Source organism: Bowdeniella massiliensis, assembly GCF_023634005.1.
GTDB classification, from domain to species: Bacteria; Actinomycetota; Actinomycetes; order Actinomycetales; family Actinomycetaceae; genus Bowdeniella; species Bowdeniella massiliensis.
The window spans coordinates 94,573-121,487 of record NZ_JALIQR010000012.1; the positions used below are offsets into that span (position 1 = coordinate 94,573).

24 protein-coding genes are annotated in these 26,915 nt (G+C 67.6%); 14 read left to right on the plus strand and 10 right to left on the minus strand.

Features of this window, described 5'->3' with window-relative positions:
• Positions 1-3: 3 nt before the first annotated feature.
• The 7 genes from MUN85_RS09520 (at position 4) to ndk (ending at position 6,006) form a co-directional block, all read left to right on the plus strand.
• Complete coding sequence (locus tag MUN85_RS09520) at positions 4-789, plus strand: CDP-alcohol phosphatidyltransferase family protein (RefSeq protein ID WP_250506490.1); 786 nt, start codon at positions 4-6, stop codon at positions 787-789.
• 2 nt (positions 790-791) lie between these two features.
• Positions 792-1,814 (plus strand): dihydroxyacetone kinase subunit DhaK, encoded by a 1,023-nt coding sequence (gene dhaK / locus MUN85_RS09525; RefSeq protein WP_250506491.1) that lies wholly within the window; start codon positions 792-794, stop codon positions 1,812-1,814.
• A gap of 23 nt (positions 1,815-1,837) precedes the next feature.
• A complete protein-coding gene (gene dhaL / locus MUN85_RS09530; protein ID WP_284501078.1) occupies positions 1,838-2,578 on the plus strand; it encodes a dihydroxyacetone kinase subunit DhaL in 741 nt (246 codons plus the stop codon).
• Entirely contained in the window at positions 2,578-3,423 is an 846-nt protein-coding gene (gene dhaM, locus MUN85_RS09535) for a dihydroxyacetone kinase phosphoryl donor subunit DhaM (RefSeq protein WP_250506492.1), read from the plus strand. The genes dhaL and dhaM overlap by 1 nt, the downstream gene beginning before the upstream one ends.
• A gap of 231 nt (positions 3,424-3,654) precedes the next feature.
• Positions 3,655-4,989, plus strand: coding sequence for a hypothetical protein (locus MUN85_RS09540; RefSeq protein ID WP_250506493.1), 1,335 nt, complete (start codon positions 3,655-3,657; stop codon positions 4,987-4,989).
• A 124-nt stretch (positions 4,990-5,113) separates the two neighbouring features.
• Positions 5,114-5,575: a DUF4233 domain-containing protein gene (locus tag MUN85_RS09545; protein WP_250506494.1), complete on the plus strand. Its 462-nt coding sequence runs from the start codon at positions 5,114-5,116 to the stop codon at positions 5,573-5,575.
• A 5-nt stretch (positions 5,576-5,580) separates the two neighbouring features.
• Entirely contained in the window at positions 5,581-6,006 is a 426-nt protein-coding gene (gene ndk / locus MUN85_RS09550; protein WP_092565290.1) for a nucleoside-diphosphate kinase, read from the plus strand.
• Between the two features lie 136 nt (positions 6,007-6,142).
• Here the strand turns inward: ndk and MUN85_RS09555 are convergent, their stop codons facing one another.
• Positions 6,143-6,877 (minus strand): integrase catalytic domain-containing protein, encoded by a 735-nt coding sequence (locus tag MUN85_RS09555; protein WP_250506495.1) that lies wholly within the window; start codon positions 6,875-6,877, stop codon positions 6,143-6,145.
• Positions 6,878-6,984: 107 nt separating this feature from the next.
• Positions 6,985-7,158 (minus strand): hypothetical protein, encoded by a 174-nt coding sequence (locus tag MUN85_RS09560; protein ID WP_250506496.1) that lies wholly within the window; start codon positions 7,156-7,158, stop codon positions 6,985-6,987.
• A gap of 745 nt (positions 7,159-7,903) precedes the next feature.
• On the opposite strand from MUN85_RS09560, the gene MUN85_RS09565 reads away from it, so the two are divergent.
• Together MUN85_RS09565 and MUN85_RS09570 are read left to right on the plus strand one after the other, a co-directional pair.
• Entirely contained in the window at positions 7,904-8,329 is a 426-nt protein-coding gene (locus MUN85_RS09565; RefSeq protein WP_250506497.1) for a hypothetical protein, read from the plus strand.
• Between the two features lie 121 nt (positions 8,330-8,450).
• On the plus strand, positions 8,451-10,187 hold the full coding sequence (locus MUN85_RS09570) for an alpha-amylase family glycosyl hydrolase (RefSeq protein ID WP_250506498.1): 1,737 nt from the start codon (positions 8,451-8,453) through the stop codon (positions 10,185-10,187).
• Here the strand turns inward: MUN85_RS09570 and MUN85_RS09575 are convergent.
• The 3 genes from MUN85_RS09575 to MUN85_RS09585 are packed head-to-tail and all read right to left on the minus strand — an operon-like array spanning position 10,184 to position 13,637.
• The gene (locus tag MUN85_RS09575; protein ID WP_250506499.1) at positions 10,184-11,230 is read right to left on the minus strand and encodes a glutathione synthetase; all 1,047 of its coding nucleotides are present in this window, start codon (positions 11,228-11,230) and stop codon (positions 10,184-10,186) included. The two genes, MUN85_RS09570 and MUN85_RS09575, sit on opposite strands and share 4 nt — an antisense overlap.
• Positions 11,231-11,280: 50 nt before the next feature.
• Positions 11,281-12,489 carry a peptidase MATCAP family protein gene (locus MUN85_RS09580; RefSeq protein ID WP_250506500.1) on the minus strand — a complete coding sequence of 403 codons (1,209 nt, stop codon included), beginning with the start codon at positions 12,487-12,489 and terminating at the stop codon, positions 11,281-11,283.
• Positions 12,486-13,637, minus strand: coding sequence for an N-formylglutamate amidohydrolase (locus tag MUN85_RS09585; protein ID WP_250506501.1), 1,152 nt, complete (start codon positions 13,635-13,637; stop codon positions 12,486-12,488). Before MUN85_RS09585 ends, MUN85_RS09580 begins: the two co-directional genes overlap by 4 nt.
• A 64-nt stretch (positions 13,638-13,701) precedes the next feature.
• On the opposite strand from MUN85_RS09585, the gene smc reads away from it, so the two are divergent.
• Positions 13,702-17,274, plus strand: a complete 3,573-nt coding sequence (smc, locus tag MUN85_RS09590) for a chromosome segregation protein SMC (RefSeq protein WP_250506502.1) — start codon at positions 13,702-13,704, stop codon at positions 17,272-17,274.
• Here smc and MUN85_RS09595 read toward each other — a convergent pair.
• Complete coding sequence (locus MUN85_RS09595) at positions 17,271-17,558, minus strand: hypothetical protein (protein ID WP_250506503.1); 288 nt, start codon at positions 17,556-17,558, stop codon at positions 17,271-17,273. The two genes, smc and MUN85_RS09595, sit on opposite strands and share 4 nt — an antisense overlap.
• Before the next feature lie 55 nt (positions 17,559-17,613).
• Here MUN85_RS09595 and ftsY point away from each other — a divergent pair, with 55 nt between their 5' ends.
• Positions 17,614-18,810: a signal recognition particle-docking protein FtsY gene (ftsY, locus tag MUN85_RS09600; protein ID WP_250506504.1), complete on the plus strand. Its 1,197-nt coding sequence runs from the start codon at positions 17,614-17,616 to the stop codon at positions 18,808-18,810.
• 51 nt (positions 18,811-18,861) lie between these two features.
• Here ftsY and MUN85_RS09605 read toward each other — a convergent pair whose 3' ends face one another.
• Both MUN85_RS09605 and MUN85_RS09610 read right to left on the minus strand, forming a co-directional pair.
• On the minus strand, positions 18,862-19,254 hold the full coding sequence (locus MUN85_RS09605) for a hypothetical protein (protein WP_250506505.1): 393 nt from the start codon (positions 19,252-19,254) through the stop codon (positions 18,862-18,864).
• A 43-nt stretch (positions 19,255-19,297) separates the two neighbouring features.
• A complete protein-coding gene (locus MUN85_RS09610; protein WP_250506506.1) occupies positions 19,298-19,795 on the minus strand; it encodes a type I restriction-modification system subunit M N-terminal domain-containing protein in 498 nt (165 codons plus the stop codon).
• A 439-nt stretch (positions 19,796-20,234) separates the two neighbouring features.
• Between MUN85_RS09610 and MUN85_RS09615 the strand changes: the two genes are divergently transcribed.
• The gene (locus MUN85_RS09615; RefSeq protein WP_250506507.1) at positions 20,235-20,756 is read left to right on the plus strand and encodes a hypothetical protein; all 522 of its coding nucleotides are present in this window, start codon (positions 20,235-20,237) and stop codon (positions 20,754-20,756) included.
• Positions 20,757-20,834: 78 nt separating this feature from the next.
• Here MUN85_RS09615 and MUN85_RS09620 read toward each other — a convergent pair whose 3' ends face one another.
• Complete coding sequence (locus MUN85_RS09620; protein WP_250506508.1) at positions 20,835-22,502, minus strand: choice-of-anchor M domain-containing protein; 1,668 nt, start codon at positions 22,500-22,502, stop codon at positions 20,835-20,837.
• Between the two features lie 223 nt (positions 22,503-22,725).
• On the opposite strand from MUN85_RS09620, the gene ffh reads away from it, so the two are divergent.
• Positions 22,726-24,342, plus strand: a complete 1,617-nt coding sequence (gene ffh, locus MUN85_RS09625; RefSeq protein ID WP_250506509.1) for a signal recognition particle protein — start codon at positions 22,726-22,728, stop codon at positions 24,340-24,342.
• 9 nt (positions 24,343-24,351) lie between these two features.
• Positions 24,352-25,539: an amidohydrolase family protein gene (locus tag MUN85_RS09630; protein ID WP_250506510.1), complete on the plus strand. Its 1,188-nt coding sequence runs from the start codon at positions 24,352-24,354 to the stop codon at positions 25,537-25,539.
• Between the two features lie 80 nt (positions 25,540-25,619).
• Here MUN85_RS09630 and MUN85_RS09635 read toward each other — a convergent pair.
• The coding region (locus tag MUN85_RS09635) for an HNH endonuclease signature motif containing protein (RefSeq protein WP_250506511.1) at positions 25,620-26,915 on the minus strand (1,296 nt) is incomplete at its 5' end.

Below are 26,915 nucleotides of genomic sequence, written 5' to 3' on the forward strand. Positions count from 1 at the left end.
CAGATGACGGCAGCCAGCCCGGGGGGAGCGGACGGCAGTGTGTGGCGCAACGCGCGCTCGGCCAATTATCCGCAGCTGAGCCTGAAACAACGCCTCGCCGTCTGGTCGGTGCACGGTTTCACCATGACGGGCGTCATCTGGGCGTGCCTCGCGACGATCTCGCTCGCCCACGGCCGCATCCTGCAGATGTGGGGCTGGCTCGCGATCGCGCTGCTCGTCGACGCCCTCGACGGCACCTTCGCGCGCCGCGCCGACGTGAAAAACCGCGTCCCCTGGTTTGACGGTTCGATCCTCGACAACATCGTCGACTTCATCACCTGGACGTTCCTGCCCGCCATCTTCATGTACCTGCACGTGGACTTCGGCGCCAAGTGGATCGCGATGATCATGATGATCCTCGTGTGCGTCTCCTCCACGTTCTGCTACTGCAACACCCAGGTCAAGGCGCACGACCAGTACTTCGTCGGCTTCCCGGCCGCGTGGAACATCGTCGCCGCCTATTTCTGGCTGCTGCAAACCGGGCCGGTCATCAACGTCCTCGTGACGGTGCTGTTCGCGGCGTTGACGGTTTCCAACCTGACGTTCCTGCACCCGCTGCGGGTGCGCGCGCTCATGGTGCCCAACCTCATCGCGGTCAGCATCTGGTTTATCTGCCTCATCTGGCTCATGGTGGGCTTCCCGGCCCGGCCCGCCGCGATCTGGCTCGCGTTTTGGATTTCCGGAATATGGTTTATCGGCGTCGGAGTTTGGCGTACGTTTAAGGGGACAGCGCGCAACCAAGGAAGGTAGCGATGAAAAAGCTTGTAACCGCCCCCGAAACCGTCGTCGAAGACTATCTGCGGGGACTCGCCCTCGCCCATGGCGACCTCCTCGATGTCCACACCAATCCGAACTTCGTCCTGCGAGCCGACCGTCCGCCTCTCAGCGGGCGCGAGCCGCAGGTTGCCGTCATCTCCGGCGGCGGCTCCGGCCACGAACCGCTGCACTGCGGGCTCGTCGGCCCCGGCATGCTCCACGCGGCAGTGCCCGGCCCGGTCTTTACCTCCCCGCCCGCGCCGCAGATCCAGGCGGCGACGATGGCCGCCGACGAGGGCCGCGGCGTGCTCATGATCGTGAAGAACTATACGGGCGACGTCATGAACTTTGAGACGGCCGCCGAGCTTTGCGAATTCGACGACGTTGAGGTCGCAAGCGTTCTCGTCGCCGACGACGTGGCCGTCGAAGATTCGACGTTCACCGCCGGGCGGCGCGGCGTGGCGGGCACCCTCGTCGTGGAAAAGATCGCGGGCGCTGCGGCCGCGCGCGGCGATGACCTCGCGGCCGTGACTGCCCTCGCCGAGCGTGCCGCCGCGAGCGTGCGCTCCATGGGCGTGGCGCTGCGCGCGGGCGTGAACCCGAACCTTGGCCAGGCGACGTTCGATCTCGCCGAGGACGAGATCGAGCTCGGCATCGGCATCCACGGTGAGCCCGGGCGTGAGCGCGTCGCGATGCGGCCGGCCAAGGAGATCGTCGGCTCGCTCATGGACGCGATCCTCGCCGATTTCGAGGCGGGCGAGGCGACGGCCGCCGATGGCGACGTCCTGCTGTTCGTCAACGGCATGGGCGCCACCCCCGATAGCGAGCTGCACCTGTGTTTCGCGCACGCCTACGACGCCTGCACCGCGCGCGGCATTGCCGTCACGCGCAGCCTCGTCGGCAGCTACGTCACGAGCCTGGACATGGCGGGCGTCTCCATCACGCTCGCGCGCCTGGACGCGGACCTGCTCGCGGCCTGGGATGCACCATGCCACACGCCGGCACTCGTCCGCTGCTAGCAACAACCTGAGACAATACGACCATGAGCGAGACACTTGCTTCCCCCTTCGTCACCGACTGGCTGCTGCGCGCGTGCGACGCGATGCGTGATGCGCGCGTAGATCTGATCGAGCTCGACCGCGCCATCGGCGATGGCGACCACGGCGAGAATATGGACCGCGGCTTTTCCGCCGTGCGCGAGCAGTTGCGCGACGGTGATGCCGCGACGAAGTCCATGAGCGAGTTGCTGAAGTCGGCGGCGATGACGCTCATGTCGACGGTGGGTGGCGCCGCGGGCCCGCTGTATGGCACCGCCCTGCTTAATGCCTCGCGCGCGGCCGACGGCGATGAGCTCGATGCCGCAGGGACGGCCGAGCTCGTGGCGGCGGCCCTTGCCGGCATCCAGAAGCGCGGCAAGGCCGATCGCGGTGAGAAGACGATGGTGGACGCCTGGGGCCAAGCCGCCGACGCAGCGCGTGAGGCCGCCGAGGCGGGGGCGAGTGCCGCCGATGTCTGGCAGGCCGCCGCTGAGGGCGCGGCAGCGGGCGCGCAGGCAACCGTGCAGATGAAGGCGACTAAGGGTCGCGCCTCCTACCTGGGGGAGCGCTCTATCGGCCACCTGGACCCGGGCGCCGAATCCTCCCGCCTCATCCTCGCGGCTGCCGCAGCCGCAGCCGAAGCCGCCGGCGCTATTGCGGCCGAAGCCGCCGGCGCCACTGCGGCCGAAGCCGCCGGCACTACTGCGGCCGATGACGCTACGGTCGACGCTGCCAAGGACGCGTAATGGCCGTCCAGCTCGTCATCGTCTCCCACTCCCAGCAACTGGCCGCCGGCGTCGTTGAGCTCGCCAGCCAAATGGCGCCCGGCGTAACTTTTCACGCCGTCGGCGGCACCGACGACGGCGGCATCGGCACGTCGTTTTCCAAGGTGTTAAGCGCCGTCGAGGAGGTCATCGCCGCGGGGGATGACGCCGCCTTGCTGACCGACCTCGGCTCCGCGACGATGACCGCCGAGGCCGTGCTCGACTTCGTTTCCGGCGCGAACCACGTGGCGCTTGCCGAAGGGCCTCTCGTGGAGGGTGCCGTCTCGGGCGCGGTCGTTGCTCACGGCGGCGGGAGCCTGCGGGAGGTGATCGCCGCGGTCGCGGACGCCGTGACCTCGCTGCAGTCCGCGGAGCCATCCGGGGTGAGCGCCAGCCCGGCCGGCTCGAGCGCCCCCGCAGCCAGCACCACCGACGTCGCCAGCGCCGCCACAAACGCCACCAGCGCCGGCGCCGCAACTAGCTCTAGTGCCACCGCAGCGAGCACCGGCGCCTCAGCTAGCACCCCAGCTGGATCCGAAGCCGAGGAGACCGCCGCGAAGCGCCTGACGACCGACCTCGTCTTGCGCAATGACGTGGGCCTGCATGCGCGCCCCGCCGCCGCCCTGTCCCGCCTGGCCGCGAGCTTTAACGCCACGATCACCGTGAACGACAAGCCCGCCACTTCCGTCCTCACCCTCATGGCGCTGGGCCTCGGCCAGGGCGCGACGATGCACGTCAGTGCTGCCGGCCCTGACGCACCGGCGGCGCTTGAGGCCATTACGGCGCTCGTCGAGCGCGACTTTGGGGACGCCCCCACGCCCGCCTAGCCAGCCCGCCACAGCCGCCCCAAGCGCGCTGCCTTAACCGTCGCGAGCCCACCGGGGGCAATTTCGGAAATTATTTCGCCCGACCTTTCCGCATGCTCGCGCGAGGTTTCGATTTTCTGTGTCCTGGCAGCCCGCCAGAATGTGACATTTCGGGATGACGCCTCCCAGCGAGATTGCTAGCGTCGAGGGTACACGCAAGAAGATGTCACCAACCCAAGGGGCAGATGCACCGTGAAATCTCACCTGCGTTACCTGACCGTGGCCGGCGCGAGCGCGCTCGCCATCACCCTCGCCGCATGCTCCGGTGCCACCCCACCTGCGGACGGCGCGAGCCCGGCAACCGGAACCACCGTCGCCGAGGCATCCACCACGGATGAGACCGAGGCCGCCGAAACCACCGAGGCCGCTGAGCGGCCCGATAGCAAGAAGGAAAAGGGCGACCTGTGGACCGCCGACGGCAAGGCCGTCGAGATCACCGAGACCATTAAGGTCACCGGCGACGAGCCCGACGCCGTCGCCGAAGGCCGCCTGAAGCTCAACGAGGACGCCGAGCCGATCGAGAAGGTCGGCGAGCGCGAGGAAGACCTCGTCGCGCTGCTCGGCGAGGACTCGGCCCTGCTGCGGTCGATGCCCTCGCTGAAGGGCGCCAAGGAGCCCAACGACTGCCAGCTCATCATCCGCACCGGCGGCAAGGATGAGGTCATCGAGGCCCCCGGCGGCCAGGGCCGCCAGGCCCGCACCTGCGGCCCCGTGAGCGCTTCCGAATCCCACATCGCCTGGGTCGAGACGAAGGTCGGGGAGAACGTTGACTGGACGTACTTCGTCTACGACCGCGAGACGCAGAAGGTCACCGCCGTCCACGAGGAAACCGGCGTGCCCGGCGGCGGCAGCGACACCTGGGGCTCCGGCCCGCGCATGAGCGTCATCGGCGAGCGCGTCTACTTCGAAACGCCCGCCGAGGGCGAGGGCAAGGAAGGCGTCTTCGATATCGCCTCCACCGACCTTGCCGGCGAGGACCTGATCCGCGCCGCCGAGGGCGCCAACCCCTTCAACTATGGCGAGCGCATTGGCTTCGTGCAGTGGCCGAGCGTCATCGAGGAAGGCAGCACCGAGCCCGGCTTCGCGCTGCAGACCTACGACGCCGAGGGCACCGCGCTATCGCCGATCCTCCAAGGCAACTTCGGGCAGCTGACGCAGGCGCCGATCGTCAGCGCCGCACCCGGCATGGCGACGGCCATCCTCATCACGCCCGAGGGCGAAAACTCCAAGATCATCCTGTTCAACCCGGATGACAACACCGCCCAAGTCATCGACGTGGGGGACAAGGCCCAGCCGCATGACGTGTGGCTGAGCGACGAGCTGCTCGTCTTCACCGGCGGCTCGGGCCTCGACAAGGACTTCGTCTTCGACCGCGGCGAGAACAAGCTCTACACGGTCAAGGCCGCCGAGTCCGGCGCGGGCGCCTTCCTCAACGGCTCGACGGTCGGCGTCACGATCGACGACGAGCGCCCCGGACGCGAGGACTTCGGCCGCGTGCTTACCGGCATCTGGCAGGCCGCCGGCTAACCACGGCCCACCGCGCCTAGCGCCGCAGCGTACGGCGCCACGGAGCGCACGCCCCCGCCGCTGGCATCCAGCCTCGACTGGAACCAGCGGCGGGGGTGCGCGCTATCTATGGGAAGCTTAAGACGTGACAGCTCATCAACCTCCCGCCACCGGCGCGCCCCAACCACGAAACGCCCCGGCGCCGCCGCGCTCGGCGCGCTACCTGTTTTGCGTCGTCCTGCTCGTGCTCGAGGCATTCGTCGCGCTGTTTTTGGCGCTCGTGCTCTACGGGCTGCGCATCGTCGACGGGCAGAGCGCCGCTCTCATCGGGGGCGTCGTCGCCGCCCTCGCCTTGCTCGCCGCGGGCCTGCTGCGCACGCGCGCGGGCCTCATCGTCGGCACCGGCGTGCAGGTCGCGCTGCTCGCCTCCGGTTTCTGGCTCGGCGACATGTTCGCCCTCGGGGTGATCTTCGCCGTCCTGTGGGGCGTCTCCGTCTACCTCGGCACGAAAATCGATCGCGAACGCGCCGAGCGCTATGCCGCCGAAATCGCCCACATGGAGCGGGACGAAGGGACCGCCGCCGGGGCGCCCGGCTCGATAGCATAGGCCCCATGAGCACTGTTGAACGCACCCTCATCCTCGTCAAGCCCGACGGCGTCAAGCGCGGGCAGATCGGCGAAGTCCTGCGACGCATCGAAGCCAAGGGCTACCGCATCGTCGCGCTGCACATGCGCGAAGCCAGCGCGGACCTGCTCGCCGAGCACTACGCCGAGCACACCGAAAAGCCGTTTTACGCTGACCTCGTCGCCTACATGTCCGACGGGCCCGTCGTGGCGATCGTCGCCGAGGGCGAGCGCGTCGTCGAGGGCTTCCGCTCGCTCGCCGGCACGACGGATCCCACGAGCGCCGCGCCCGGCACCATCCGCGGCGACCTCGCACGCGACTGGGGCACGGGCAACATCGAAAACGTCGTGCACGGCTCCGACGCGCCGGAATCGGCCGCGCGCGAGATCGCGATCTGGTTCCCCGAGCTCTAAGCCTTACCACGCTGACACCACGTTCGTGTCAGAAGTGCCGTGATGCCTCACGTCAATACCTCCGGATGGATTGGTCGTTGCCTGAAGTGAGGGTCTCGGGGTGGGGTGGGTCGTTGCCTCACATGTTTTCTCCGGTTCAGCCGATCTTGGCCTGGTGGGGTGTGGCGGCCTGGTGGTACTTCTTGACGACCTTGGCTCCATCGCGGTGCTTGGAAGCGAGTTTCAGGCTTGGCAGGAAGAGTTGGCGAACGCATCGTCGGCGTCCCAGGTGTGGGTGAGGAGCTCGAGCTCGGCGGGGGGTGTCGTAGCGGTAGTAGCCGACCAGCTTGCGCACTCTGGCCCAGTTCTTCTGCTCGACGTAGCAGCCGTCGTTCTTCTTCCCGGCCCTGCCACGGGTGAAGGTGATCTCGCGCTGCTCGCAGTAGGCCAGCAGGTGATGGTTGCTGAACTCCGATCCGTTGTCGCTGTCGATGCCGCGGATCGGGAAGGGGAACATTCGCGCGGCGTGGTCGAGGGCCTCGATCACCCACTTGCAGGCCTTGTCGGAAGCCGACCGGTTGACCGTCCAGCCGGTGGCGATATCGGTCACGATCAGGGTGTAGCAGTACTCACCGGCGGCGACACCGCCGTCGTGGGCGACCAGGTCGATGTTAACGAACCCTGGCTGGGCGTCGTCCCAGTCAGCGAAGGTACGGATCCGGATCTGGTGCTTGAGTAGCGAGCCCGGTTTGGTGCGTGAGCGTCCCCGCAGTCGCATCCGGTTCCGCTTCCCGGCCAGCATCTGGTCGATCGTGGCTGCTGAGATACCGCTGAGTAGCTCGGCCTGCCCATCGGTGAGGATGATCTCTTTCTCGGCACGCAGCAACGGCACCGGGACCGGTATGAACGGGGAAAGATCTTCCCGGGAGGGGCCCACAACAGCACCCAGCAGCGAACCAGCGCCGCCAGCAGGTCATCGCCATAGACCCGCGGCCGTGGCTAGCATGGGCGCACCGCTTTGACCACCAGCGCCCCGCGCACCGCCGCCCGGGCGTAGTCACGATGCCAGCCGGTCAACTCCACCGGTTCATCTAGAATCCGGGTCTTTCCGGCACGGTCAAAGGCCCGGTAGGCCAGCGCCTTCTTCTTCGTTACAGCCTTACGTTGACTCATCGTCAGCTCCATCCACGATGTGCCCACACGGAGATCCTTACCTGAGGCAACGACACCCCCAACCGGAGGTTCTTCCCTTCCCTGAGGCAACAACCCCGCACAAGCGGAGGTTTCTGATGAGTCAGCTCGATTGCGTGACATCGACCACGGGAGCGCGCTAGAATGTAGACAGTCCAACGAAGAAGTTGGTCAGCGAATTTAAGAATCATGTCAACGATGAAATTCATTGCCTGCGGTGCGTTTTTTTTGGCCGGTTTTGCCGGAATCGTTCCCACCTAAGCGAGTGAGAATCGAACCAACGACGAAATAGGAATGGACGACTCAATCGACGGGTCGAGCAATGTCATGCGTAGGCCGTCGGTTCGCAACGTGTATTCAGTGGAGAACAAGAGCATCCAACGACGTGCAAGAGGCCCCTTGCTGGGTTACTGTGTTGTCAACGTGCCAAACTCCAAGTGTGCGATCGTTAAGTCAAGAAGCGTTTCGAATAGCATCCAGGTTGGGGTAGGGGCTTCCAAAGGGTGGCTCGCTGGTCAGCTGGGGATCGAGGCTAGTCGGACGATTTCAGTTAGTGTCCAATGCGAGTCACCTGCCTTGCCAAAGGGAGCGCACTACAACGCGTACTCATCTGGCACTCGTTTCAGGTACAAGATTCGCCACCAGAAGCGCATTGATGGTTTCACAGTGTCTAACAATCTCTCGGGCTGGCTAACGTCGTACCGGCCGGACAAAATGGGGGTTCAATGTGGCTAAGGGTCTGCATGCTATTGGACTTTCCTTAGGTCTTTCCGCAGTGCTGCTTTCCGGATGCGCCGAGACCAACCCCAAGGTTCGAGACCATTACCTTACCGGGATGACGCTCAGGGACGCCGCGGCGGTGATTCCCAACGACGCGTCCCGGGTCTATCAGTTTGTGCCACTTACTGAGGGTGCGGAAGCCGAAAGCGATCTCTCCGACGACGCCTCGCCGGACTGGACGATTATCGCGGCGTGCTCTTCGGACGCCTACGTCGAAGATAGCGATTGGCTCGAACTCGCGGTCGTCCCCAATCGCCTGTTGGATGAGCAAGCGCGTCGTGATGTGCTCAACGGCTATTACCGCAACGCAGTTTCGTGCGGGTGGATTCGGGAGGGGATGGAGGCGGGCCCGCCCGATATTCCCAAGCGTTAAGCCTCACCGCGCGAGCGCGCCGCGAGCGCGCTACGATCACACTGTGGCGACACCGATGAGCGGTGGCGCGGCAGTTTTTCGTTGCGGGCTGCCCCGCTATTAACCGTGAGGACGATAATCGATGAGTGAAGCACAACCGGGGATGGGCGCCTTTCCGATCGAGGGTGGCTATGCCTTTCGCGTCTGGGCGCCCAATGCCGACGCCGTACACGTCGTCGGCGATTTTAACGACTGGAATGAGTCCGCGAACGCGCTAGCCGATGAAGGCAACGGCCACTTCTACGGCGAGGTGCCGGGCGCGCAGACCGGTCAGGAATACCAGTTCATCATCACCAACGGCGAGAACTCGTTCTACCGCATCGACCCGCGCGCCGCGCGCGTGACGAACTCCGTCGGCAACGGCGTGCTCTATAACCACGCCGACTTCGACTGGCAGGACGACGACGCGTTCGACACCCCGCGCGCGCACCAGCTCGTCATCTACGAAACGCACATCGGCTCCTTCGTTCCCGCCGACGATTCCGGCGCGGACCTGAACGACCTCACCGGCAAGCTCGGCTACCTGCGCGAGCTCGGCGTCAACGCGATCGAGCTCATGCCGCTCATGGAGTTCGCGGGCGATATCTCTTGGGGCTACAACCCGGCCCACATGTTCGCCGTCGAATCCAGCTACGGCGGGCCCGATGCGCTGAAGACCTTCGTGCGCGAGGCGCACAAAAACGGCATCGCTGTCATCGTCGACGTCGTCTACAACCACTTCGGCCCCTCGGATCTGTCCATCTGGCAGTTCGACGGCTGGAGCGAAAACGACAAGGGCGGCATCTACTTCTACCAGGACTGGCGCTCGGCCACGCCCTGGGGCGATACCCGGCCCGACTACGGCCGGCGCGAGGTGCGCGACTTCATCCTCGATAACGCCCGCATGTGGCTGCGCGACTACCACATGGACGGGCTACGGCTCGATATGACGCCCTACATGCGCGCCGGCAACGGCTTCGGCGACGATATCGAAGAGGGTTGGACGATGATGGGCGACGTGGCGCGGCTCGTGCGCTCGGAGTTCCCCGGCCGGCTCGCGATCGCCGAGGACCTGCACAACGACGCCGCCGTCACCGATCCGGCCGAAGGCGGCGGCGCGATGCACGCCCAGTGGGATAGCGAGTTCGTCCACCCCGTGCGGGCGGCCCTCACCACGCCCGACGACGCAGCGCGCTCCATCGATGCGCTCGCGGCAGCCATCACGCACGAATACCACCACCCCTTCGATCGCGTCATCTACACCGAATCGCACGACGAGGTCGCCAACGGTTCGGCGCGCGTGCCAAGCGAGGTCGATGAGGCCGATCCGACGGGCTGGGCCGCGCAAAAGCGCGCGACCCTCGGGGCGATCCTCACGCTGACCGCCCCCGGCATCCCGATGCTCTTCCAGGGCCAGGAGTTCCTCGAGGGCGAATGGTTCCGCGACACCGTGCCGCTGGACTGGGAGCAGGCCTGGGAGCTGCGCGACCTGACGCAAATGTTCCGCGACGTCATCTCACTGCGGCGCAACCTCTACGGCGAATCTGCGGCGCTGCAGGGCTCGCAGACGAACATCATCATCGCCGATAACGAGGCGAAGGTGCTGGCCTTCACGCGCGGCACGATCGACGGCGCGGCGGCGCTCATCGCGGCGAACTTCTCCGCCGACGCCAAGCAAGTGCCGATCGATCTGCCGGGCAACTGGCGCGTCGTCTTTAACTCCGACGCGAGCCGCTACAGCCAGCTCTTTGGCAATCACGAAACGCCGGGCCTTGGCGAGGGCGGCGCGAACCAGCTGGACATCGCGCCCTACTCGGCGGTCATTTACCTCAACAACTAGACGCTCGCGAGGCGGGCGTTAGTGAGCTCGTTGCCGTAGTGGTCGCGGATCGCGATCTTGCGCTCCAGGTCCGCGATCACGGCGGGGGCGAAGTCGACGTCGTAGAGCTGCTGGCAGGAGCCGAGCCCGCCGGGCGAGAAGACGTTGACCTCCATGAGCTTGTCGCCGACGATGTCGAGCCCGACGAGGAACATCCCGTCGGCTTGGAGTTTGGGGCGCACGAGCTCGACGAGGTGCAGCATCTCCTCGGTGACCTTCACGGCCTGGGCCTTACCACCGCTCGACATGTTCGAGCGCACATCCGAGCTGGAGGGCACCCGTCGGAAGGCCGCGTAGGCGTCGCCCACCTTCAGCGGCTCCCCGTTCATAACGAACATGCGCACGTCGCCGTCCATCGCCTCGGGAAGGTATTCCTGGGCGACGACGTAGCCGTCGCGCGAAATGGCCTCCACGATCTGGGCGAGGTTGGGCGATTCCTTCGTGTTGACGAGGAAGACGCCCGAGCCTCCCGAGCCCTGCAGCGGCTTGAGCACCGCGCGGCCGCCGAGCTCGTCGACGAAATCGCGGATGCGCTCCTCATTGCGTGAGATCAGCGTGCGCGGGCGCACCGCCTCCGGGAAATGCTGGAAATAGGCCTTGGATAGCGCCCCGGCGAGCGAGGTCGGGTCGTTGACGACGAGGACGCCTGAGGATGCAATGAGCTGACCGAAGGCGACGCCCGCGGTGTTCGCCCACGGGTTTTCGCTCGCGTCATCGGCCGGATCGGCCCGCAGCATGATGACGTCGAAGTCGGACACCGAGACGAGCTTTTCCTGATCCGGCTTTTGCACGTCCTCCAAGTAGCGCTCCAGCGAGCGGTAGGACTTACCGGGCTGGCCGGCCGAGGCCCGCGCGGACAGCGTCGAGTCCGGCTCATAGCCGAAATCGCCCATGCCCATGAGCCAGGTCTCGTGCCCGGCCTGGGTGGCCGCCATCGCCAGGCGCGTCGTCGTATAAAACGGCTCCTCGGTCGCGACGTCGTTGACAACAAATCCGATTTTCATGCGGGGGTCCTTTTCCAGGTTGGGGGTGGTGCGGCAAGAATGGTCGGGCGTTAGCTCTCGAGCGTCACGACGAGGCTCGCGAGGTCGGCGTCGGCGGCCGCGGTGAGGCGCTCGGCCATGAAGGGCTCGGTGACGTAGCGCGGGGTCAGGCGCGCGGGCGCGAGGATGCCGCGCTCGGCGAGGTCACGCACGAGCGGCAGATCCTGCAGCGCAAACTTGCCGAGCCACAGGTGCCCGAGGTTACCGTCCTCGCGCACATGGGCTAGCAGGTCCACGAGGCCGCGCAGGTAGATGGCGTCCTTGGTAAAGCCGCCGCCGCGGTAGACGCGCATGACGGTGGTGTAGGCGCTCGCGGGCGTGAACTCGGCTGCGGTCAGTGCGTTGAAGGCCTCGCGGAAACTGGCGCCGGCGAGCATCGCGTCGACGGTGAGCACGCGCGCCGCGAGCTGCCGCAGCCGCGAGCGCGTGAGGCCGCCGCAGGCGATCTCCGCGAGCACGGCCAGGCCCTCCTGGGTTTCGTCGTAGCGGGCCAGGCCCGCGCCGAGCAGCTTGATCGGCTGGTGGGCGCCGTTGACCTGCGTGACGAGGTGCGTGCCGACCTCATGCTGCAGCAGCGCGTTCGCGCGCTCGCGAGCAATGTGCGCCGACTGGCTGATCATGAGCGTATCGCCGGCGACGAGGACGCCGACGACGTCGTCACGCACTTCGGCGTTCATCGCGATGTCGCCGTCCTGCTCGCGGTAGTAGTCGAACTCGGCGAGCGCGAGCTCCAGAAATTCCTCGGCGTCGACGCTATCGGCGCGCGGCGCCTCTGGCGGCACGTCGGAAAGGAGGTGCTCGGCGACCTCGCGCAGGGCGGGCGTCACCGAGCCGTAGAGCTCGAGTGAGAGGTTCTTGAAGTCCGCGGTGCCGCGGGCGCGCAGCATCTCGATCTGCAGGCGCACGTCGCGGGCCTTGGCGCGCAGCAGTGAACCGAGCGATGGATCGGCGACGGCGTCAAAGGCGATGAAATCGAGCATCGCGTCGAGCACGTCCGGATCGGCGTCGAGCTCGCGGTAGGAAAACTCCGGCTCATCGACCTCGCCGGCGAGGAAGGGCTCGCGGATCTCGTCGGCGTTATCGGGCGTGACATCGAGCAGAAAACGCATCGAGGAGGACAGCAGCGCGAGGGCGTGATCGACGGCGAGGTCGCCGGCGGCAAGCCCTGTCGCGGCGCCGCCCGGGCGATCGGTGGAGATCTGCGCGTACTCCTCGCTCACGGCGCCTCCAGCTTGTCGAGTGCCGCGAGCGTGGCCGGCACCGTCTCGCGCAGGGCCGCGTTCAGCGCCCGCAGGTGTTCCTCGTCGGGAATGCCGCTCCACTCGTCCATGAACGTCTTTTTGAACTCGAGCGCAAGGACGATGCCCGTCTCGGGGTAGTTCTCGTGCACCCACCGCGCGAGGTTGCCACCGAAAAAGCGTACGTTCTCGCGCACATCGAGCGTGCCCCAGGGCACGCGCTGGGCCTGCAGGGCGCCCATAAATGCGGTGACGACGCCGCCGAAGCGCTCGGAGTTGAGCGAGCCGGTGCCGACGTTGACCTCGGGGTTATCGGCCTCGGGGGCAGCGGGCCTATCGGCGCCGTCGCGGCGATGGTTATAGGAGTGCACGTCGTAGATCACGAACGGGCCATGCTTCGCGCACTCATCCAGACGGGCGCGCAGCTCGTCGTAAAACGCGGTGTGGATCTCGCGGGAGGCAGCGACGTTTGCCGCGTCGAGCTCCGTATCGTGCCAGACCTTCAGGTCCCAGGCCTCGGCGGGGCTGCGATACACGGCGCCGTCGGCGTCGCGGTTGAGATCCACCTCGAAGCGCGAACGGTCAACGTAGACGCGCGTATCGAAGCCGTCGATGAGGCGATCGGTGAACGGATCCTCCTCGCGCAGGCGATCGGCCTCGGGTAGGGCCATGAGCTCGGTGAGCTCGGGCCGCAGGCCGTGGCCGGCGTGGATAGCGGTGGCGATCAGGCGCGCGGGCCAGGTGCCAGCAAACTCGAAGGGGGCGCTAGATGGCGTTGTCATGCCCCTTATTGTTGCGCGGGTCACGGGGCTTGTCGCTTTGGGGCGGCGCGGATTGGATTCGAGCTCGATCGTCAGGCGCGGCAAGAACAGCTGCGTCAGCGGCCCGATCGCGAGGGCGTAGACGACCGTGCCGAGGCCCAGCACGCCGCCCAGCATCAGCGCGATCGCGGCGGGAAGCGGCAGGCCGACGTGCAGCACGTCCCAAGGCATCGTGCCGAGCCCGGCGCGGATCATCATCGCCATCGAGACGCCGAACAGGATCTGGCCGATGACGAGATTGGTCAGTGGCCGCCCGAGCTTGCCGGCGCGCAACTGACCAAGCGGGGAAAGGTTCGCGAGCTCGGCCATCCTCGCCAGTGTAGGCGCGGCGCGATTTTCCGCAACGCACCGCCCGAGCCGGTAAGCTCAAGGCGTGCATCTCAAAACGCTGACGCTGCGCGGCTTTAAGTCGTTCGCGTCTGCGACGACCCTGAAATTCGAGCCGGGCATCACGTGCGTCGTCGGGCCGAACGGGTCCGGCAAATCTAACGTCGTCGACGCCCTCGCCTGGGTCATGGGCGAGCAGGGCGCCAAGGCGCTGCGCGGCGGGAATATGGCCGACGTCGTCTTCGCGGGAACGAGCTCGCGGCCGGCGCTCGGGCGCGCCGAAGTTTCGCTCACGATTGATAACACCGACGGGGCGCTGCCGATCGACTACTCCGAGGTGACGATCTCGCGCACGCTGTTTCGCTCCGGCGGCTCGGAGTATGCGATCAACGGCACGGCTTGCCGGCTGCTGGACATCCAAGAGCTGCTCTCCGATACCGGCATGGGGCGCCAGATGCACGTCATCGTGGGGCAGGGGCAGCTCGACGCCGTGCTGCACGCCACGCCCGAGGAGCGGCGGGGCTTCATCGAGGAGGCCGCGGGCGTCCTCAAGCATCGCCGGCGCAAGGACCGCGCGCTGCGCAAGCTGGAGACGATGGCCGCGAACCTCAACCGGCTGGAGGACCTCACCGCGGAGATTCGGCGGCAGCTCGGGCCGCTCGCGCGGCAGGCCGACGTGGCGCGGCGCGCCCAGGTGATCCAGGCGGACCTGCGCGATGCGAAATCGCGGCTGTATGCCGACGATTACGCGCAGCTGAGCGCGCAACTGGCCAGCGAGTCCCAGGGCGAGCGGGAGCTGGGCGAGCAGCGGGCGGCGGCGCAGGCCGAGCTAGGGCGGTTGCGCGGGGTCCTCGCCGAGCTAGAGGCGGCGGCGCAGACGGCCGGGCCGCGGGTGCGCGCGGCGGCCGATACCGTCGTGGCGCTGACGACGCTGCGCGAACGGCTCGGATCGATCCAGAGCCTCGCGCGCGAACGGGCCCGCTTCCTTGACGCCCCCGCGCCGACGTTTTCCGGCCCGGACCCCGAAGAGCTCGAGGGCCAGGCACGCTCGGCGCGGGCCGCCGAGGCCGAACTGCACGGCGAGCAGGAGGCGGCCGAGCAGGCGCTTGCGGGGGCGAGCGAGCGGCGCGGCGCGGCCGAGGAGGCCGAACGCACTGCCGAGCATCGGCTCGCTGCTGTGCACCGCGGGGTGGCGGATCGACGCGAGGGGCTGGCGCGGCTCGCCGGCCAGGTCGCGGCGCGCGAGTCACGCATCGAGGCGGCGCGCGCGGAGCGGGGCCGGCTGGCGGACTCCCTCGTCGAGGCCGAAGAACGCGCCCGGGCCGCCGAGGCGGACTACACCGAGCTGGAACGTGCCATCGCCGCGAGTGTCGGCGTCGGCGAGGATCTGGAGGCCGCGCATGCCCGCGCGCTCGCGGCCGCCGATACCGCCGACCGCAGCGCCAAGCAGCTCGCGGAGGCCGAACGTGCCGAGCGCTCGCGCGTCCAGGTGGCGACGGCGCAGATGGACACGCTCGCGCTCTCACTCGATCGGCGCGATGGGACCGCCCAGCTCGTCGCCGACGGGCACGCGGCCGTGCTGGTACCGCAGGCGATCAGCGTCGCCGAGCCGTGGCGTGCCGCGATCGCGGCGGCGCTGGGCGACTTTGCGGAGGCGGCGCTCACCGCGGACCTCGCGGCCGCGCTGGCGGCGCTAGATCACGCCCGAGCGACAGACGCGGGCAGTGTGCGCCTCGCGCACGCGGGCGAAGAGGCGCAGGCAGCAAGCGCCGCTGAACCGGAGACGCATGAGCAGGGACGACGGGCCGGTGAGCGCGAGGTGCCCGCGGGACTGGCGGCGGCGCTGGACGTCGTCGAGGTGAAGGAGCCCGAATACGCCGCGGCGATCACCGCGCTGCTGAGTCGCACCGCCCTCGCAGCAGACATCGCCGAGGCGCGCGACATCGCCGCGGCCCACCCGCATCTGCGGATCGTCACCGCGGCCGGTGACGTCATCGATGGGGCGCGCGTCAGCGGCGGAGGGAGCGCCGCCGGCTCACTGATCGAACTTCAAGCCCGCTACGATGAGGCCGCCGAAGCCCGCGCCGCCGCCGAAGCGCGCGCCGGCGAGCTGCAGCGCGAGCGCGAGGCCGCGGACGTCGCCGCCGAGGAGGCCCGACGTGCCGTCGCGGCCAGCCTGAGCGCCGTACGCGACGCGGACGCCAGCGCCGCGCAATCGAACCAGAAGTTGGCACGCCTATCGGCGACGCTGCGTTCGGCGCAGGCGGAGGTCGAGCGCACCGGGCCCGCGATCGCCCGCCTCGATACCGAGCTCGCGGCGCACGCCGAGGAACTTGCCGAGCTACGCGAGCGGCTCGTCGTCGCCGAAAAAGCGCCGCAGGATGCCGAGGCGGATCTCACCGAGGCGCAGCGCGAGCGCGATACGGCCGCCGAAGCCGCCACGCTCGCGCGCCGCGCGGAGACGGACGCGCGCTTGCAATTGCGCACGATCCAGGAGCGCGTGAGCGCGCTATCGGGCCGGGCGCAACAGCTCGCCGAAGCAGCCGAGGCGGAGCGCACCGCGCGGCGCCGCGCCGAGGAACGTCACCGGCGCCGCGAGGCCGCCGCGCGCGTCGCCGATGGTGTGCGCGCCGATGCCGACGCCGCCCTTGCCGCCATCGCCGAGTCCGTGGCGCGCGCCCAGGATGAGCGCGAGGCCGCCGAAGCCGCCCAGACCGAACACCAGCGGGAGCTCGCCGCCGCGCGCGCGGCCATTGACGAGGCGAGCACGCGCCTGACCGAGCTCACCGACGCCGCCCACCGCGAGGAACTCGCGCGCGCGGAGCTAACCCTGCGCCTGGAGGCGCTCGCGGCGCGCATCAGCGAGGAGCTCGCGCTCGATGCGGACACGCTCGTCGAGGAATTCGGGCCGCACATGCCGCTCGTCGAAGTCACAACGGACGCCGACGGCGAGGAGGTGCGCGTCGAGCAGCCGTATGTGCGCGAGCAGCAGGAAAAGCGCCTCAAGCGCGCGGAGCGTGACGTCGCGCGCCTCGGCAAGATCAACCCGCTCGCGCTGGAGGAGCATGCCGCGCTGAACGAGCGCCACAACTTCCTTGCCACGCAGGTCGCGGATATCAAGAAGTCGCGCGCCGATCTGCTGACGATCGTGCGCGAGATCGATGAGCGCGTCGAGCGCGTCTTCACCGAGGCCTATGCCGATACGGCGCGCGAGTTCACGGGCGTCTTCGACCGCCTGTTTCCCGGCGGTGAGGGGCGCCTCGTGCTGACGGACCCCGAGGACATGCTCACCACCGGCATCGAGGTGGAGGCGCGGCCCGCGGGCAAGAAGGTCAAGCGGCTCTCGCTGCTGTCCGGCGGGGAGCGCTCGCTCACGGCCATCGCGCTGCTCGTCGCGATCTTTAAGGCGCGGCCCTCACCGTTTTACGTCATGGACGAGGTCGAGGCGGCGCTCGATGACCGCAACCTGGACCGCCTGCTCGGCATCTTCGCCGAGCTGCAGCGCGACTCCCAGCTCATCGTCATCACGCATCAAAAGCGCACGATGGAAATTGCCGACGCCCTGTATGGCGTCTCGATGCGCGACGGGGTTTCTGCCGTTATTTCGCAGCGGCTCTAGGGCTGGCGCTGCCCGCCGCGCCGCGCAAGGCTCGACCCCACGACGTAACCCGCGACTCCGGCGGCGAGCACGATCACGATGCCCCACACGCGCGCTGCCGCGGTGAGGTCCAGCGAGCGCCCAGCAACGACGCTCAGCACGAACACCACGAGCGCCGCGACGGCGATCAGGCCCCGCAGCGCGGAATGTGGCCGATGCTGCTGGTAGGCGACCATGCCGCCGAGCCCGGCCCACAGCAGCGCAACGAGCACGAGCGGAAACGCGATGGGTGCGAGGTTAGCCATGCGGCAAGGCTAGATCTCGTTTGGGTGCGCGGCAATTCTCGGCGACAATGGGGGCATGACTGGCCAAGAATACGCCCTCATTGCCGGACTCGTCGTCATCCTCCTGCTCGGTATTGTCGCGCTCGTTGCCGGGGTGCGAAAATCGCGCCGCGCCCAGCTGCCGCCCGAGCAGCGCAGCCCGTTCCCGGGCGGGGCCGGCGCCGAAACCGGCGAGCGCGATCAGCCGCCGCTGACCGATCCGGCCAGTGGCGGGGGTGCTGGCTCCGGCGCGGGCTCGGGCGCGGGCGTCTCGGCGCCGACGCTGGAGCGTCCCGAGGCTGCCGGCACGCGTTTCCAGCGCCTGAAGGCGCGGCTGTCGCGCTCCGGAGCGCTCGGCAACCGCCTGCTCGCGATCCTGTCGCGCGGCGATCTGCGCGAGGAGGACTGGGAGGAGATCGAGGAGACGCTCCTCATGGCGGACCTCGGCCTTGGCCCGACGACGGAGCTCATGGACCACCTGCGCACCCAGGCCAAGGTGCTCGGCACGAGCGATCCCGCGGCGATCCAGGGCGTGCTGCGCGATGAGCTGTTGCGCCTGGTCGATCCCAGCATGGATCGCGCCCTGAAGATCGAACACGTCGTCGGCGACGACGGCGAAAAGCACCCCGCAAGCATCCTCGTCGTCGGCGTCAACGGCGCCGGCAAGACGACGACGGTCGGCAAGATCGCGCGCGTCCTCGTCGCCGAGGGCCACGACGTCGTGCTCGGCGCCGCCGATACCTTCCGCGCCGCCGCCGTCCAGCAGCTCTCCACGTGGGGCGAGCGCGTGGGCGTGCCCGTCGTGAAAAGCGATAAGGAGGGCGCCGATCCGGCCTCGGTCGCGTTCGAGGCTGTGCGTCAGGGCGCGGCCGACGGCGCCGACGTCGTGCTCGTCGATACCGCGGGGCGCCTGCAAAACAAGGCCCACCTCATGGACGAACTCGGCAAGATCAAGCGCGTGATGTCGCGCCGCGCGCCGGTGCGCGAAGTGCTGCTCGTCCTTGATGCGACGACGGGCCAGAACGGCATGCGCCAGGCGCAGGTCTTCTCCGAGGCCGTGGACGTTACGGGCATCGTGCTAACGAAGCTCGATGGTTCGGCCAAGGGCGGGATCGTCGTGGCCGTGCAGCGTGAGCTCGGCGTCCCCGTGAAGTTCGTCGGACTTGGCGAGGGGGCGGACGACCTCGCGCCGTTTGACGCCGAGGGCTTCGTCGACGCGATCCTCGCCGGCTAAGCGGCGGCCCGCCGCGAGGCTGCTCGGCCCCGGCTGCGAGGTTGCGCGGGCTCAGAAGATATGGCCCGTCGGCTTCCCGTCGATCACGAGTTCATGCGTGATGCGACCGTCGATGACGCCGCCGTCTGCGTAGCCAAGGTTGACCATGACGCCCTCCTTGCGCTGGGCGAGCTCGCCGGGCGCGAAGGTCACCTCCCAGCGGTAGTCGACCTTGCCGATCTGCCAGGGTTTGGCGTTGATGACGTCGAGGGTCTTCGTGACGTTGGTGTAGTTGTCGTTGATCTGGGTGAGCGAGACGCTGCGGAAGGTGGAGGTCGAGCCGGAGGCGCGGCGGGTTTCGACGACGACGGTGCCGCCGGTATCGGCCGCGGGATCGTAGACAGCCCGCGAGGCACCATTCTCAGTCAACCCAACGTCATCCGACGCGAAAAGAATGTCCACCATCAAACGGATAGCGTCTCGCGGAGTATAGAAAGCACCGGCTGCTTTACCCTTCGTGTCGAAGGTCGCCCATCTGCGTATCAGGCAGCGCTTCCACACTCATATCGATACCCGCGAAATGCTTAACTGCCTGCCACAGGCGAGAAGCTGAGTCGAGGGTCTTCATCCGCACCTCGAAATCAAATGCATCCCAAATGTCACGGATCGACGACGAAAACGAGCCAACATACTCCATCAGCGACTCATAGACATGGTCGTCAAGTTGGGCAATCCGCGTCAGATCCAGCCGCGACGAGTTATAGAACGACAAGTCAAACTCCTGCTGCACCTGCCAGTCGATCATCGCATTGCTATACCCCTCCGAACGGAGTTGCGACACCAGATCAAGCACTTCGTCCTTAGCAGGCGCGAGAATACACTCAAGGCGCCGCAATACGGTCAACGGCAGAATGCAGTCCCCGTAATCCTCCGGTTCCACAATGGAGCGCAAAAACTTATCAGCTGTATTCCAAACAACAGTCTGATAGAACGCGGTTGAACTCATTCGGGGACACCCCCTTGGGCAGTAAAAGGGGGTATGCGTCCACATTAACTGGGAGAGCAGTGAAAGGGATAGAGGTGCGCTACCGGCTGGATTCCAGTGTGGAGCTGCGGCAAGTCCACACCGCCACCGGGTTCACCTGCCGTTCACCGGCGGCCGCTGACCAGTTCACCTCAGCCCGCTAACTTGACCTCAAAAGGTACTTCAATTGACCTTTAGCTTCAGGTTCCCGCAGCGACATCAGCGGAAGCGGTGTGCTGCATCGGCTATAAAGGACCCCGCCGTGACCCCCCCACCAGAACAAACGAATCCATCGAAGCCCGAGAAAGCGTCGAAGCGCGTGAAGGGTCCAAGTTATACGCAGCCTAAGCGAACAACGAGGATACGCCGGGCCATCAAGAGGCTCCCGAAGCCACTCCAGACCGTCCTCAACGTTCTTGCCGTGCTCATTTACGTCGGACTGTTCATCCTCGGGATACGGCTGGTCATGCTCCTGCTCGTAGTGATGTTCGAAATCCCGTGGGTCGCCTCCGGGGTTCTCCTCGGGCTCTTCCTGATATTGCTCCTCCCATCCAACGGGTGGAGCAATTACGGGGCCTACCTATTCCTGTTCGGCGCCGTCGTCAGCGCATTCCTGGACGTCCCCGGCAACCCGATCTACAACGCGCCGTTCGAGAAGCTGTTCCTCAACGAAGGCGAATACCTCTCCGGCAGCGCCGTTGTCGAAAAACCCTCGCAAGCCGAAATAGTCATCAGCGGCGAAAACGTCATCGTGGACACCGACGGCAACAAGATCCGCGAGATCAACGACTTCCTCACGTTCCTCTACCGCCTCGCACTGTACTCGGTCATTTACGGCGTGCTCATCACACTGCGCGGATTCCTCCCGAAGATGAACACCGCGTCCACGAGCGCCTGGCTACGCAAGAACCGAAACGGCAAGAACCGCCTCCGGACGCCTTAGGCGCGGCGACGGCGCATCACCATCAACAACGCCATACCCGCCACAACAGTCACAGCGGCAAGCGCGCCTGGCACAACCTCAGCCCGTGCGTGCCAACGCTCCCCCAGCGTCCGATGGGGGGCTTGCGTTATCGGTGCCGCCAGCGTTGTCGGCGTTATCGGTGCCGCCAGCGTTGTCGGTGGCGTCCGGTTGCGCTGGGTCGGCTGGCTGGCCCGGCACCATTCCCTCGGTTGGCTGGTCGGTTGGCTCCTCCGGCGCCACATCGTCGCCCGGTTGCTCAGTTGGCTGGTCGGTCGGCTGGTCGCCCGGCTCGCCCGGCGTTGGCTGATCCGTCGGCTGGTCGGTTGGCTCGTCACCTGGCTCGTCCGTTGGCTCCTCACTCGGTTCCTCCACTGGAGGTTCGGTGTCGCCCGGCTCGTCGGTGGCGGACTTCTTCTCGACCACGAACGTCAGCCGCTGCGTTTCAGCCGTAGCCCCCCCGCCGTCGTTATTTGCGGCAGCGCTGCGGGCCAGGGCACCCTGCTCGTCGTCGCCGGCCTGCTTGGCACGGGCGGTCACATCGATCGTGTAGGTGCCCGGCTTAGTGAACGCCCACGCGGTGTGCATGTGCGTGCCCGGAGGCAACGGCACGTCCGATGCCTTCTCGATCGAGGCATACATCCGGTTGATGGCGCCCAGGTTCTCGGTGTACGCAAACCACTTGCCGCCCTCAGGGGCGCTCACCGGGGTGAGCGTCATGGTTGCGCCCTCGGGGTACTTCACGCGGTCCAGGGTCTCGCTCGAGAAGCCCGGCCACACACGCCCCGGCTGCTGACCCTGCGGCAGAACATACAGCTCGCTGCCCTTCGGGCCGAGCACGTCATAGCTCTCATCGGCCAGCACGTTGCCTTCACGCTTGACCTTCGCGAGCTTGGTGACCTCCAGGGTCGTCGAGTTGATGGTTCGGAGCACGGACTCCTTGGCGTGCTGACGCGAATCATCACCCAACGCCACAGAGAACTTCCCGTCAACCTCCATAGCGCGCAAGTCCACGTGGCCGTTGTTGATCGTCACAGGCGTGTCGAGGATCGCGCCGTCGGAACCGTCGTTTCCGTCGTCGTCGCCCTCTCCCGGGTTCGGTACAGGCTCACCTGGCGCCGGCTCGTTGCTTTCCCCGACGCCGGAGAACTGCGTCTCAACCGTCTTACCCTTGCCGCTCACCTGGCCAAGGTCGATCACGTCCGTGTTGCCGATCGCAGCGCGCGGCTGCGGCTCCAGCGCGAGGCGAAGCGAATAGCCGTCGCCCTTGCAGTACTCGCTGTCGGCCACGATGGTGCGGCGGCCAGGCCCGCTCACGCCTTCAACCGGGCAGGTCGGCTCGTCGTAGCCTTCCTCATAGAAGCCGCCGGTGACGTTATAGATCAGCGAATCATCCGCTGGCTTGGTGTCGATGTTGATGAGGTCGCTGTTGCTCTGTGGCCGCGCAGTGACGGACACATCACGCGCACCGACGGTGACCTCGCCCTTCGAGAACTCGCCAGCCTGCGCATCGGGGGTTTCCTCAGGGAATTCTCCGGCATCCTGCGTGGAGACGGCCTTCTGGCCCGTTGTGGAAGTCAGCGGCGCGCTGATCCAACGGGCGGCACCCTTGGTTGGCACGAACACGGCCTGGAAATTCGAGGTCTGCGAGCCGATCATCTCGCTCCACGTCGCGGTGCCGTTCTTCACCGGGACCTCGGCGAGGTGGTAGCCGTCGATGTAGAACACCACCGTGCCCTCAGCTTCCTTGCTGCCGGCGTTGAAGGTGAGGTCGGTGAGGTTCTTGTCGCCGTCGCGTTCGCTTGGGTCGTGCTCGGGGCACGCTCGCCCGCACCCCCTGCTGTATGCAATGTTGTAACGAGCGGCGGGTGGGGTGAGAAGACCTCCGGCGGCGAACGCAATAGACTATGGGGCAGATATGACCGGATTCCTCATCAGGTAAGGATTTTTCGTGTTCGCAACGCTTTCTGACCGGATCACCGCGTCGTTTAAAAACCTGCGCGGCAAGGGGCGGCTGACCGACGCCGACATCGATACGACGATCGGGGAGATCAGGCGCGCGCTGCTCGATGCCGACGTCGCACTGCCGGCCGTGCGGGCCTTCACCTCCCAGGTGCGGGAAAAAGCGCGCGGCGTGGAGGTCTCCGCGGCGCTGAACCCCGGCCAGCAGATCATCAAGATCGTCAACGAGGAACTGATCGAAATCCTCGGCGGCGCCACCCGCGAGCTGCGCTTTGCCAAAACTGGCCCGACCGTCATCATGCTGGCGGGCCTGCAGGGTGCGGGTAAGACGACGCTCGCCGGCAAGCTCGGCAAGTGGCTGCGCGAAGCCGGCCACACGCCGCTGCTCGTAGCATCCGACCTGCAGCGCCCGAACGCGGTGACGCAGCTGCAGGTCGTGGGCGAACAGGCGGGAGTACCCGTGTGGGCGCCCGAACCCGGCAACGGCGTCGGCAATCCCGTCGAGGTGGCGCGCAGCGGCCTCGCGACGGCGAAATCGCGGCTGCACGACGTCGTCATCGTCGATACCGCGGGCCGGCTCGGCGTCGACCAGGAAATGATGCAGCAGGCGATCGACATTCGCGACGCCGTCCACCCCGACGAGATCCTGTTCGTGCTCGATGCGATGATCGGCCAGGACGCCGTGCACACCGCCGAGGCCTTCCGCGACGGCGTCGGCTTCACGGGCGTCGTGCTGTCAAAGCTCGATGGCGATGCGCGCGGTGGTGCGGCGCTGTCCGTGCGGACCGTGACGGGCGTGCCCGTGCTGTTTGCCTCCACCGGTGAAAAGCTCGGCGACTTCGAGCGCTTCCACGCCGATCGCATGGCGTCGCGAATCCTCGACATGGGCGACGTCATGACCCTGATCGAACAGGCCGAAAAGGCCTTCGATGAGGGCGAGGCCGAAAAGATGGCCGAGAAGCTCGGGCAGGGCGCGTTCACGCTCGATGACTTCCTCAGCCAGCTCGGCCAGCTGCGGCGCATGGGCTCGATGAAGAAAATGCTGGGAATGCTGCCCGGTATGGGGCAGCTGCGCGATCAGCTCGACAACTTCGATGAGCGTGAAGTGGATCGGATCGAGGCGATCGTGCGATCGATGACGCCCGCCGAGCGCGCGAACGTCAAGATCCTGAACGGCTCGCGGCGCTCGCGCATCGCGCGCGGTTCGGGCACGACGGTGGCGGAGATTAACGCCTTCGTCGAACGCTATTTGCAGGCCAAGACGATGATGGAGTCGATGGCGCGCTCCGGCGGGGGCATGGGCGGCCCCGGCGGTATGGGCGGCCTTGGCGGTATGCCGGGGATGGGGAACATGCCCGGGATGGGCAAGAAGGCGCGCGGGCGGCAGGCCCCCGCGAAGAAGCGCCCCAAGGGCAAGTCGGGTAACCCGGCGAAGCGGGCGCGCCAGGAAGCTGAGATGGAGCGCAAGGCACGCCAGCGGGCCGAAGAGGCGAGCAAACCGAAGCCGAAGGGCTCGAGCTTCGGGCTGGGTTCGCTCGGTTCGGCCGCGGGCGCAGACCAGTCCTTCGAGGTGCCCGAAGGCCTCGAGAAGTTCCTGAAGAAGTAGGCGCACGCCGTGGCGCGCGTGGTGGCCCTATCGGGCCGCGTCGTTCTTAATTCCGGGCAGAGCGCTTCGCGCGCCTGGCTCGTCGATGGGCGGTTGACGCTGCGCGAGCCCGCGGGCGCAGGAAGCGCGGGCAGCGGGGGCGCAGGAAGCGCGGGCAGCGGGGGCGCGAGTGCTCCCGCCGCGGAGCTCACCGGCTGGTTCTATCCCGGGCTCGTCGACGTCCACTGCCATATTGGGCTTGGTAGCGAGGGGCCCGTCGCCCGCGAGACGGCGGTGACGCAAGCGCGCGCCGACTTGGCTGCGGGGACGTTGCTCGTGCGCGATGCGGGCGCGCAGGCCGATACGCACTTCCTGGATGGGCGAGGCGACGTGCCCCTCATTATCCGCGCCGGGCAGCACGTCGCACGCCCGAAGCGTTACCTGCGGCACCTGGCCGTCGAACTAGACGAGGCGGCAGACCTGCCCGAGGAAGTGGCGCGGCAGGCGCGGGCGGGCGACGGCTGGGTCAAGATCGTCGCCGACTGGATTGATCGCTCGCAGGGGCAGGAGGCCGTCGTCGCGTCACTGTGGGAACCGGAGGTTCTCGCCGATGCTGTGGCTGCGGCGCATGAGGCGGGCGCGCGCATGACGGCGCACGCATTTTCCACCGAGGCGATTGGCCCGCTGCTGGAGGCGGGCATCGACTGCATCGAGCATGGATCCGGAATGCTGGAGGAGCACATTTCCGAGGCGGCGGCGCGCGGTGTGGCGGTAACTCCGACGCTCGTGCAATCGGCGAACTTTGCTGAATTCGCGGCCGCCGGGCAAGCGAAGTTCCCGGCTTACGCGGCGCAAATGCGCTGGCTGTACGAGCGGCGGTTTGCGCTCCTTGCGCAGCTGGTGGACGCCGGGGTGCAGATTCTGCCCGGCTCGGACGCCGGTGGCACCTTGCGGCACGGGACGCTTCCGGATGAGCTCGCGCTATGGGCCGAGGCTGGGCTGTCCGCGGGGGACATCATGGACTTCGCGACGTGGCGGGCGCGGGCGTATCTGGCGTCGGGGCCGGGTGCGGGTGCGGTGCAGGCGGGCGCGACCGGCTTGATCGACGGCGCGATGGCTGATTTCGTGCACTACGAGCAGGATCCGGCGCAGCTGCTGGCGGCCGGTGCGTTGACGCCGACGACCGTCGTGCGTGCGGGCGATCATAGCGGCGCATAGCTAGGCGCAGCGAAACGGCCTCTCCCGACGATTTGGGAGAGGCCGTTTCTTGTTGTGGGCGCGCGCGAGCGCGGCGCCTGTTACGGAGGTGAGCTGCGCGGTGCCAGTTGTGGCGCCGCCTGCGGCGGTGGCGCGGCTTGCGGTGGTGATGCTGCTTGCAGTGGTCGGGCGGCCGGCGTCGGTGGCGAAATTGCCGGGGATGGCGGCGGAGGTGCCGGGGCCTGCGTCGGCGGTGGATTCGCGGGCGGTGGTTGACCTGCTGGTGGCGTTGCGGGTGGGGCCTGCTCCCGCGGCCGGCCTGCCGGGGCGAGTGTTCTTGCCGCTGATGTGAAGGGGCCGCGAGGGCTCGGGATCGAACTTCGGCTCGAGGATCGAGGTGGCGAACTGTCCGGTATCGGAGACTGGGCTGGGGCTGGCCCCGGGGCTTGAGTTGGTGACGGGGCTTGAGCCAGACCTGGGGCTTCAGTCGGTTCCGGGTAGTGGCGCAGCGGCTGGGTCGGTGCTGGCTCGTGGCCGAGAGGTTGGGTGGGTCCCGCGTCTCGCATCGTGATGTGGCGGCGGGACGACGAGGCTTCGCGGCGCTCCAGAGCTCGCAGGGCACGCTCGGCAGCGCGTTCGGCACGCTCAGCAGCGCGTTCGGCGCGCTCAGCTAGCTCGGTGCGGTCCGCGAGGATGTGTTCCGTGACGTCGGCTGGGGCGTGACCCGTCGGGCCGGTTAGAGCGATGCCCGTCGGGCCGGTTAGAGCGATGCCCGCCGGACCGGTTAGAGCGATGAGCTTCGGGTCGGCTAGTGCGTGGCCGGCGCGGTCGGCTAGGGCGGCACTCGTCGGGTCAGCGTGACCAGCGCGGGAGGTCGAGCCCGAGTGGGGTGAGCGCTGCGGGGAGGGCGCCGGGGAGGAGGCAGGGCCGAAGCGCTCGTGGAAGATCGGGCGCTGGCGGGCGTCGACGCGGATGGGCGGGATGATGGCGGGCAGGCCGTCGGCCGAGACGGTAATCGAGTAGCGATCCGGGTCGCCCACCGGGTGTTCCGTAATCCAGTGGTGGTGAGGGCACAGCGTCGCGAGGTTCGTGAGGTCCGTCGGCCCGCCGTCCCGCCACGAGGTGATGTGCGCGATTTCGCAGAGGGCGGCGTGCGTGGTGCAGCCCGGGTAGACGCAGCCGCCGTCGCGCGCGTTGACGATGGTGCGCAGGCGCTCATCAGCGAGGCGTTTGGTGCGGCCGAGGTCAAACTGGCCGCGATAGCGCGCTTGGACGAAGGCGCGCAGTTGGCGCGGGCTCGGATGCTCGGGGAGGTCAGCCGGCGCGCTCGCCGAGGCGGAGTGGGTGCTGGCGGCTGCGGGGGGGGGGGTGTGTCCCCTCGTCCCATCCGGCGGTGC

Excerpts from the sequence above, each read along its gene's own strand:
- MUN85_RS09585 (WP_250506501.1), bottom strand. The coding sequence starts at position 13,637 with ATGGCCGAGCTCGCGAACCTTTCCCCGCTTGGTCAGTTGCGCGCCGGC.
- MUN85_RS09595 (WP_250506503.1), bottom strand. The coding sequence starts at position 17,558 with ATGGCTAACCTCGCACCCATCGCGTTTCCGCTCGTGCTCGTTGCGCTG.
- ftsY (WP_250506504.1), top strand. The coding sequence starts at position 17,614 with ATGACTGGCCAAGAATACGCCCTCATTGCCGGACTCGTCGTCATCCTC.
- MUN85_RS09605 (WP_250506505.1), bottom strand. The coding sequence starts at position 19,254 with ATGGTGGACATTCTTTTCGCGTCGGATGACGTTGGGTTGACTGAGAAT.
- ndk (WP_092565290.1), top strand. The coding sequence starts at position 5,581 with ATGAGCACTGTTGAACGCACCCTCATCCTCGTCAAGCCCGACGGCGTC.
- MUN85_RS09520 (WP_250506490.1), top strand. The coding sequence starts at position 4 with ATGACGGCAGCCAGCCCGGGGGGAGCGGACGGCAGTGTGTGGCGCAAC.
- dhaM (WP_250506492.1), top strand. The coding sequence starts at position 2,578 with ATGGCCGTCCAGCTCGTCATCGTCTCCCACTCCCAGCAACTGGCCGCC.
- MUN85_RS09575 (WP_250506499.1), bottom strand. The coding sequence starts at position 11,230 with ATGAAAATCGGATTTGTTGTCAACGACGTCGCGACCGAGGAGCCGTTT.
- dhaK (WP_250506491.1), top strand. The coding sequence starts at position 792 with ATGAAAAAGCTTGTAACCGCCCCCGAAACCGTCGTCGAAGACTATCTG.
- dhaL (WP_284501078.1), top strand. The coding sequence starts at position 1,838 with ATGAGCGAGACACTTGCTTCCCCCTTCGTCACCGACTGGCTGCTGCGC.
- MUN85_RS09570 (WP_250506498.1), top strand. The coding sequence starts at position 8,451 with ATGAGTGAAGCACAACCGGGGATGGGCGCCTTTCCGATCGAGGGTGGC.
- MUN85_RS09610 (WP_250506506.1), bottom strand. The coding sequence starts at position 19,795 with ATGAGTTCAACCGCGTTCTATCAGACTGTTGTTTGGAATACAGCTGAT.
- MUN85_RS09560 (WP_250506496.1), bottom strand. The coding sequence starts at position 7,158 with ATGAGTCAACGTAAGGCTGTAACGAAGAAGAAGGCGCTGGCCTACCGG.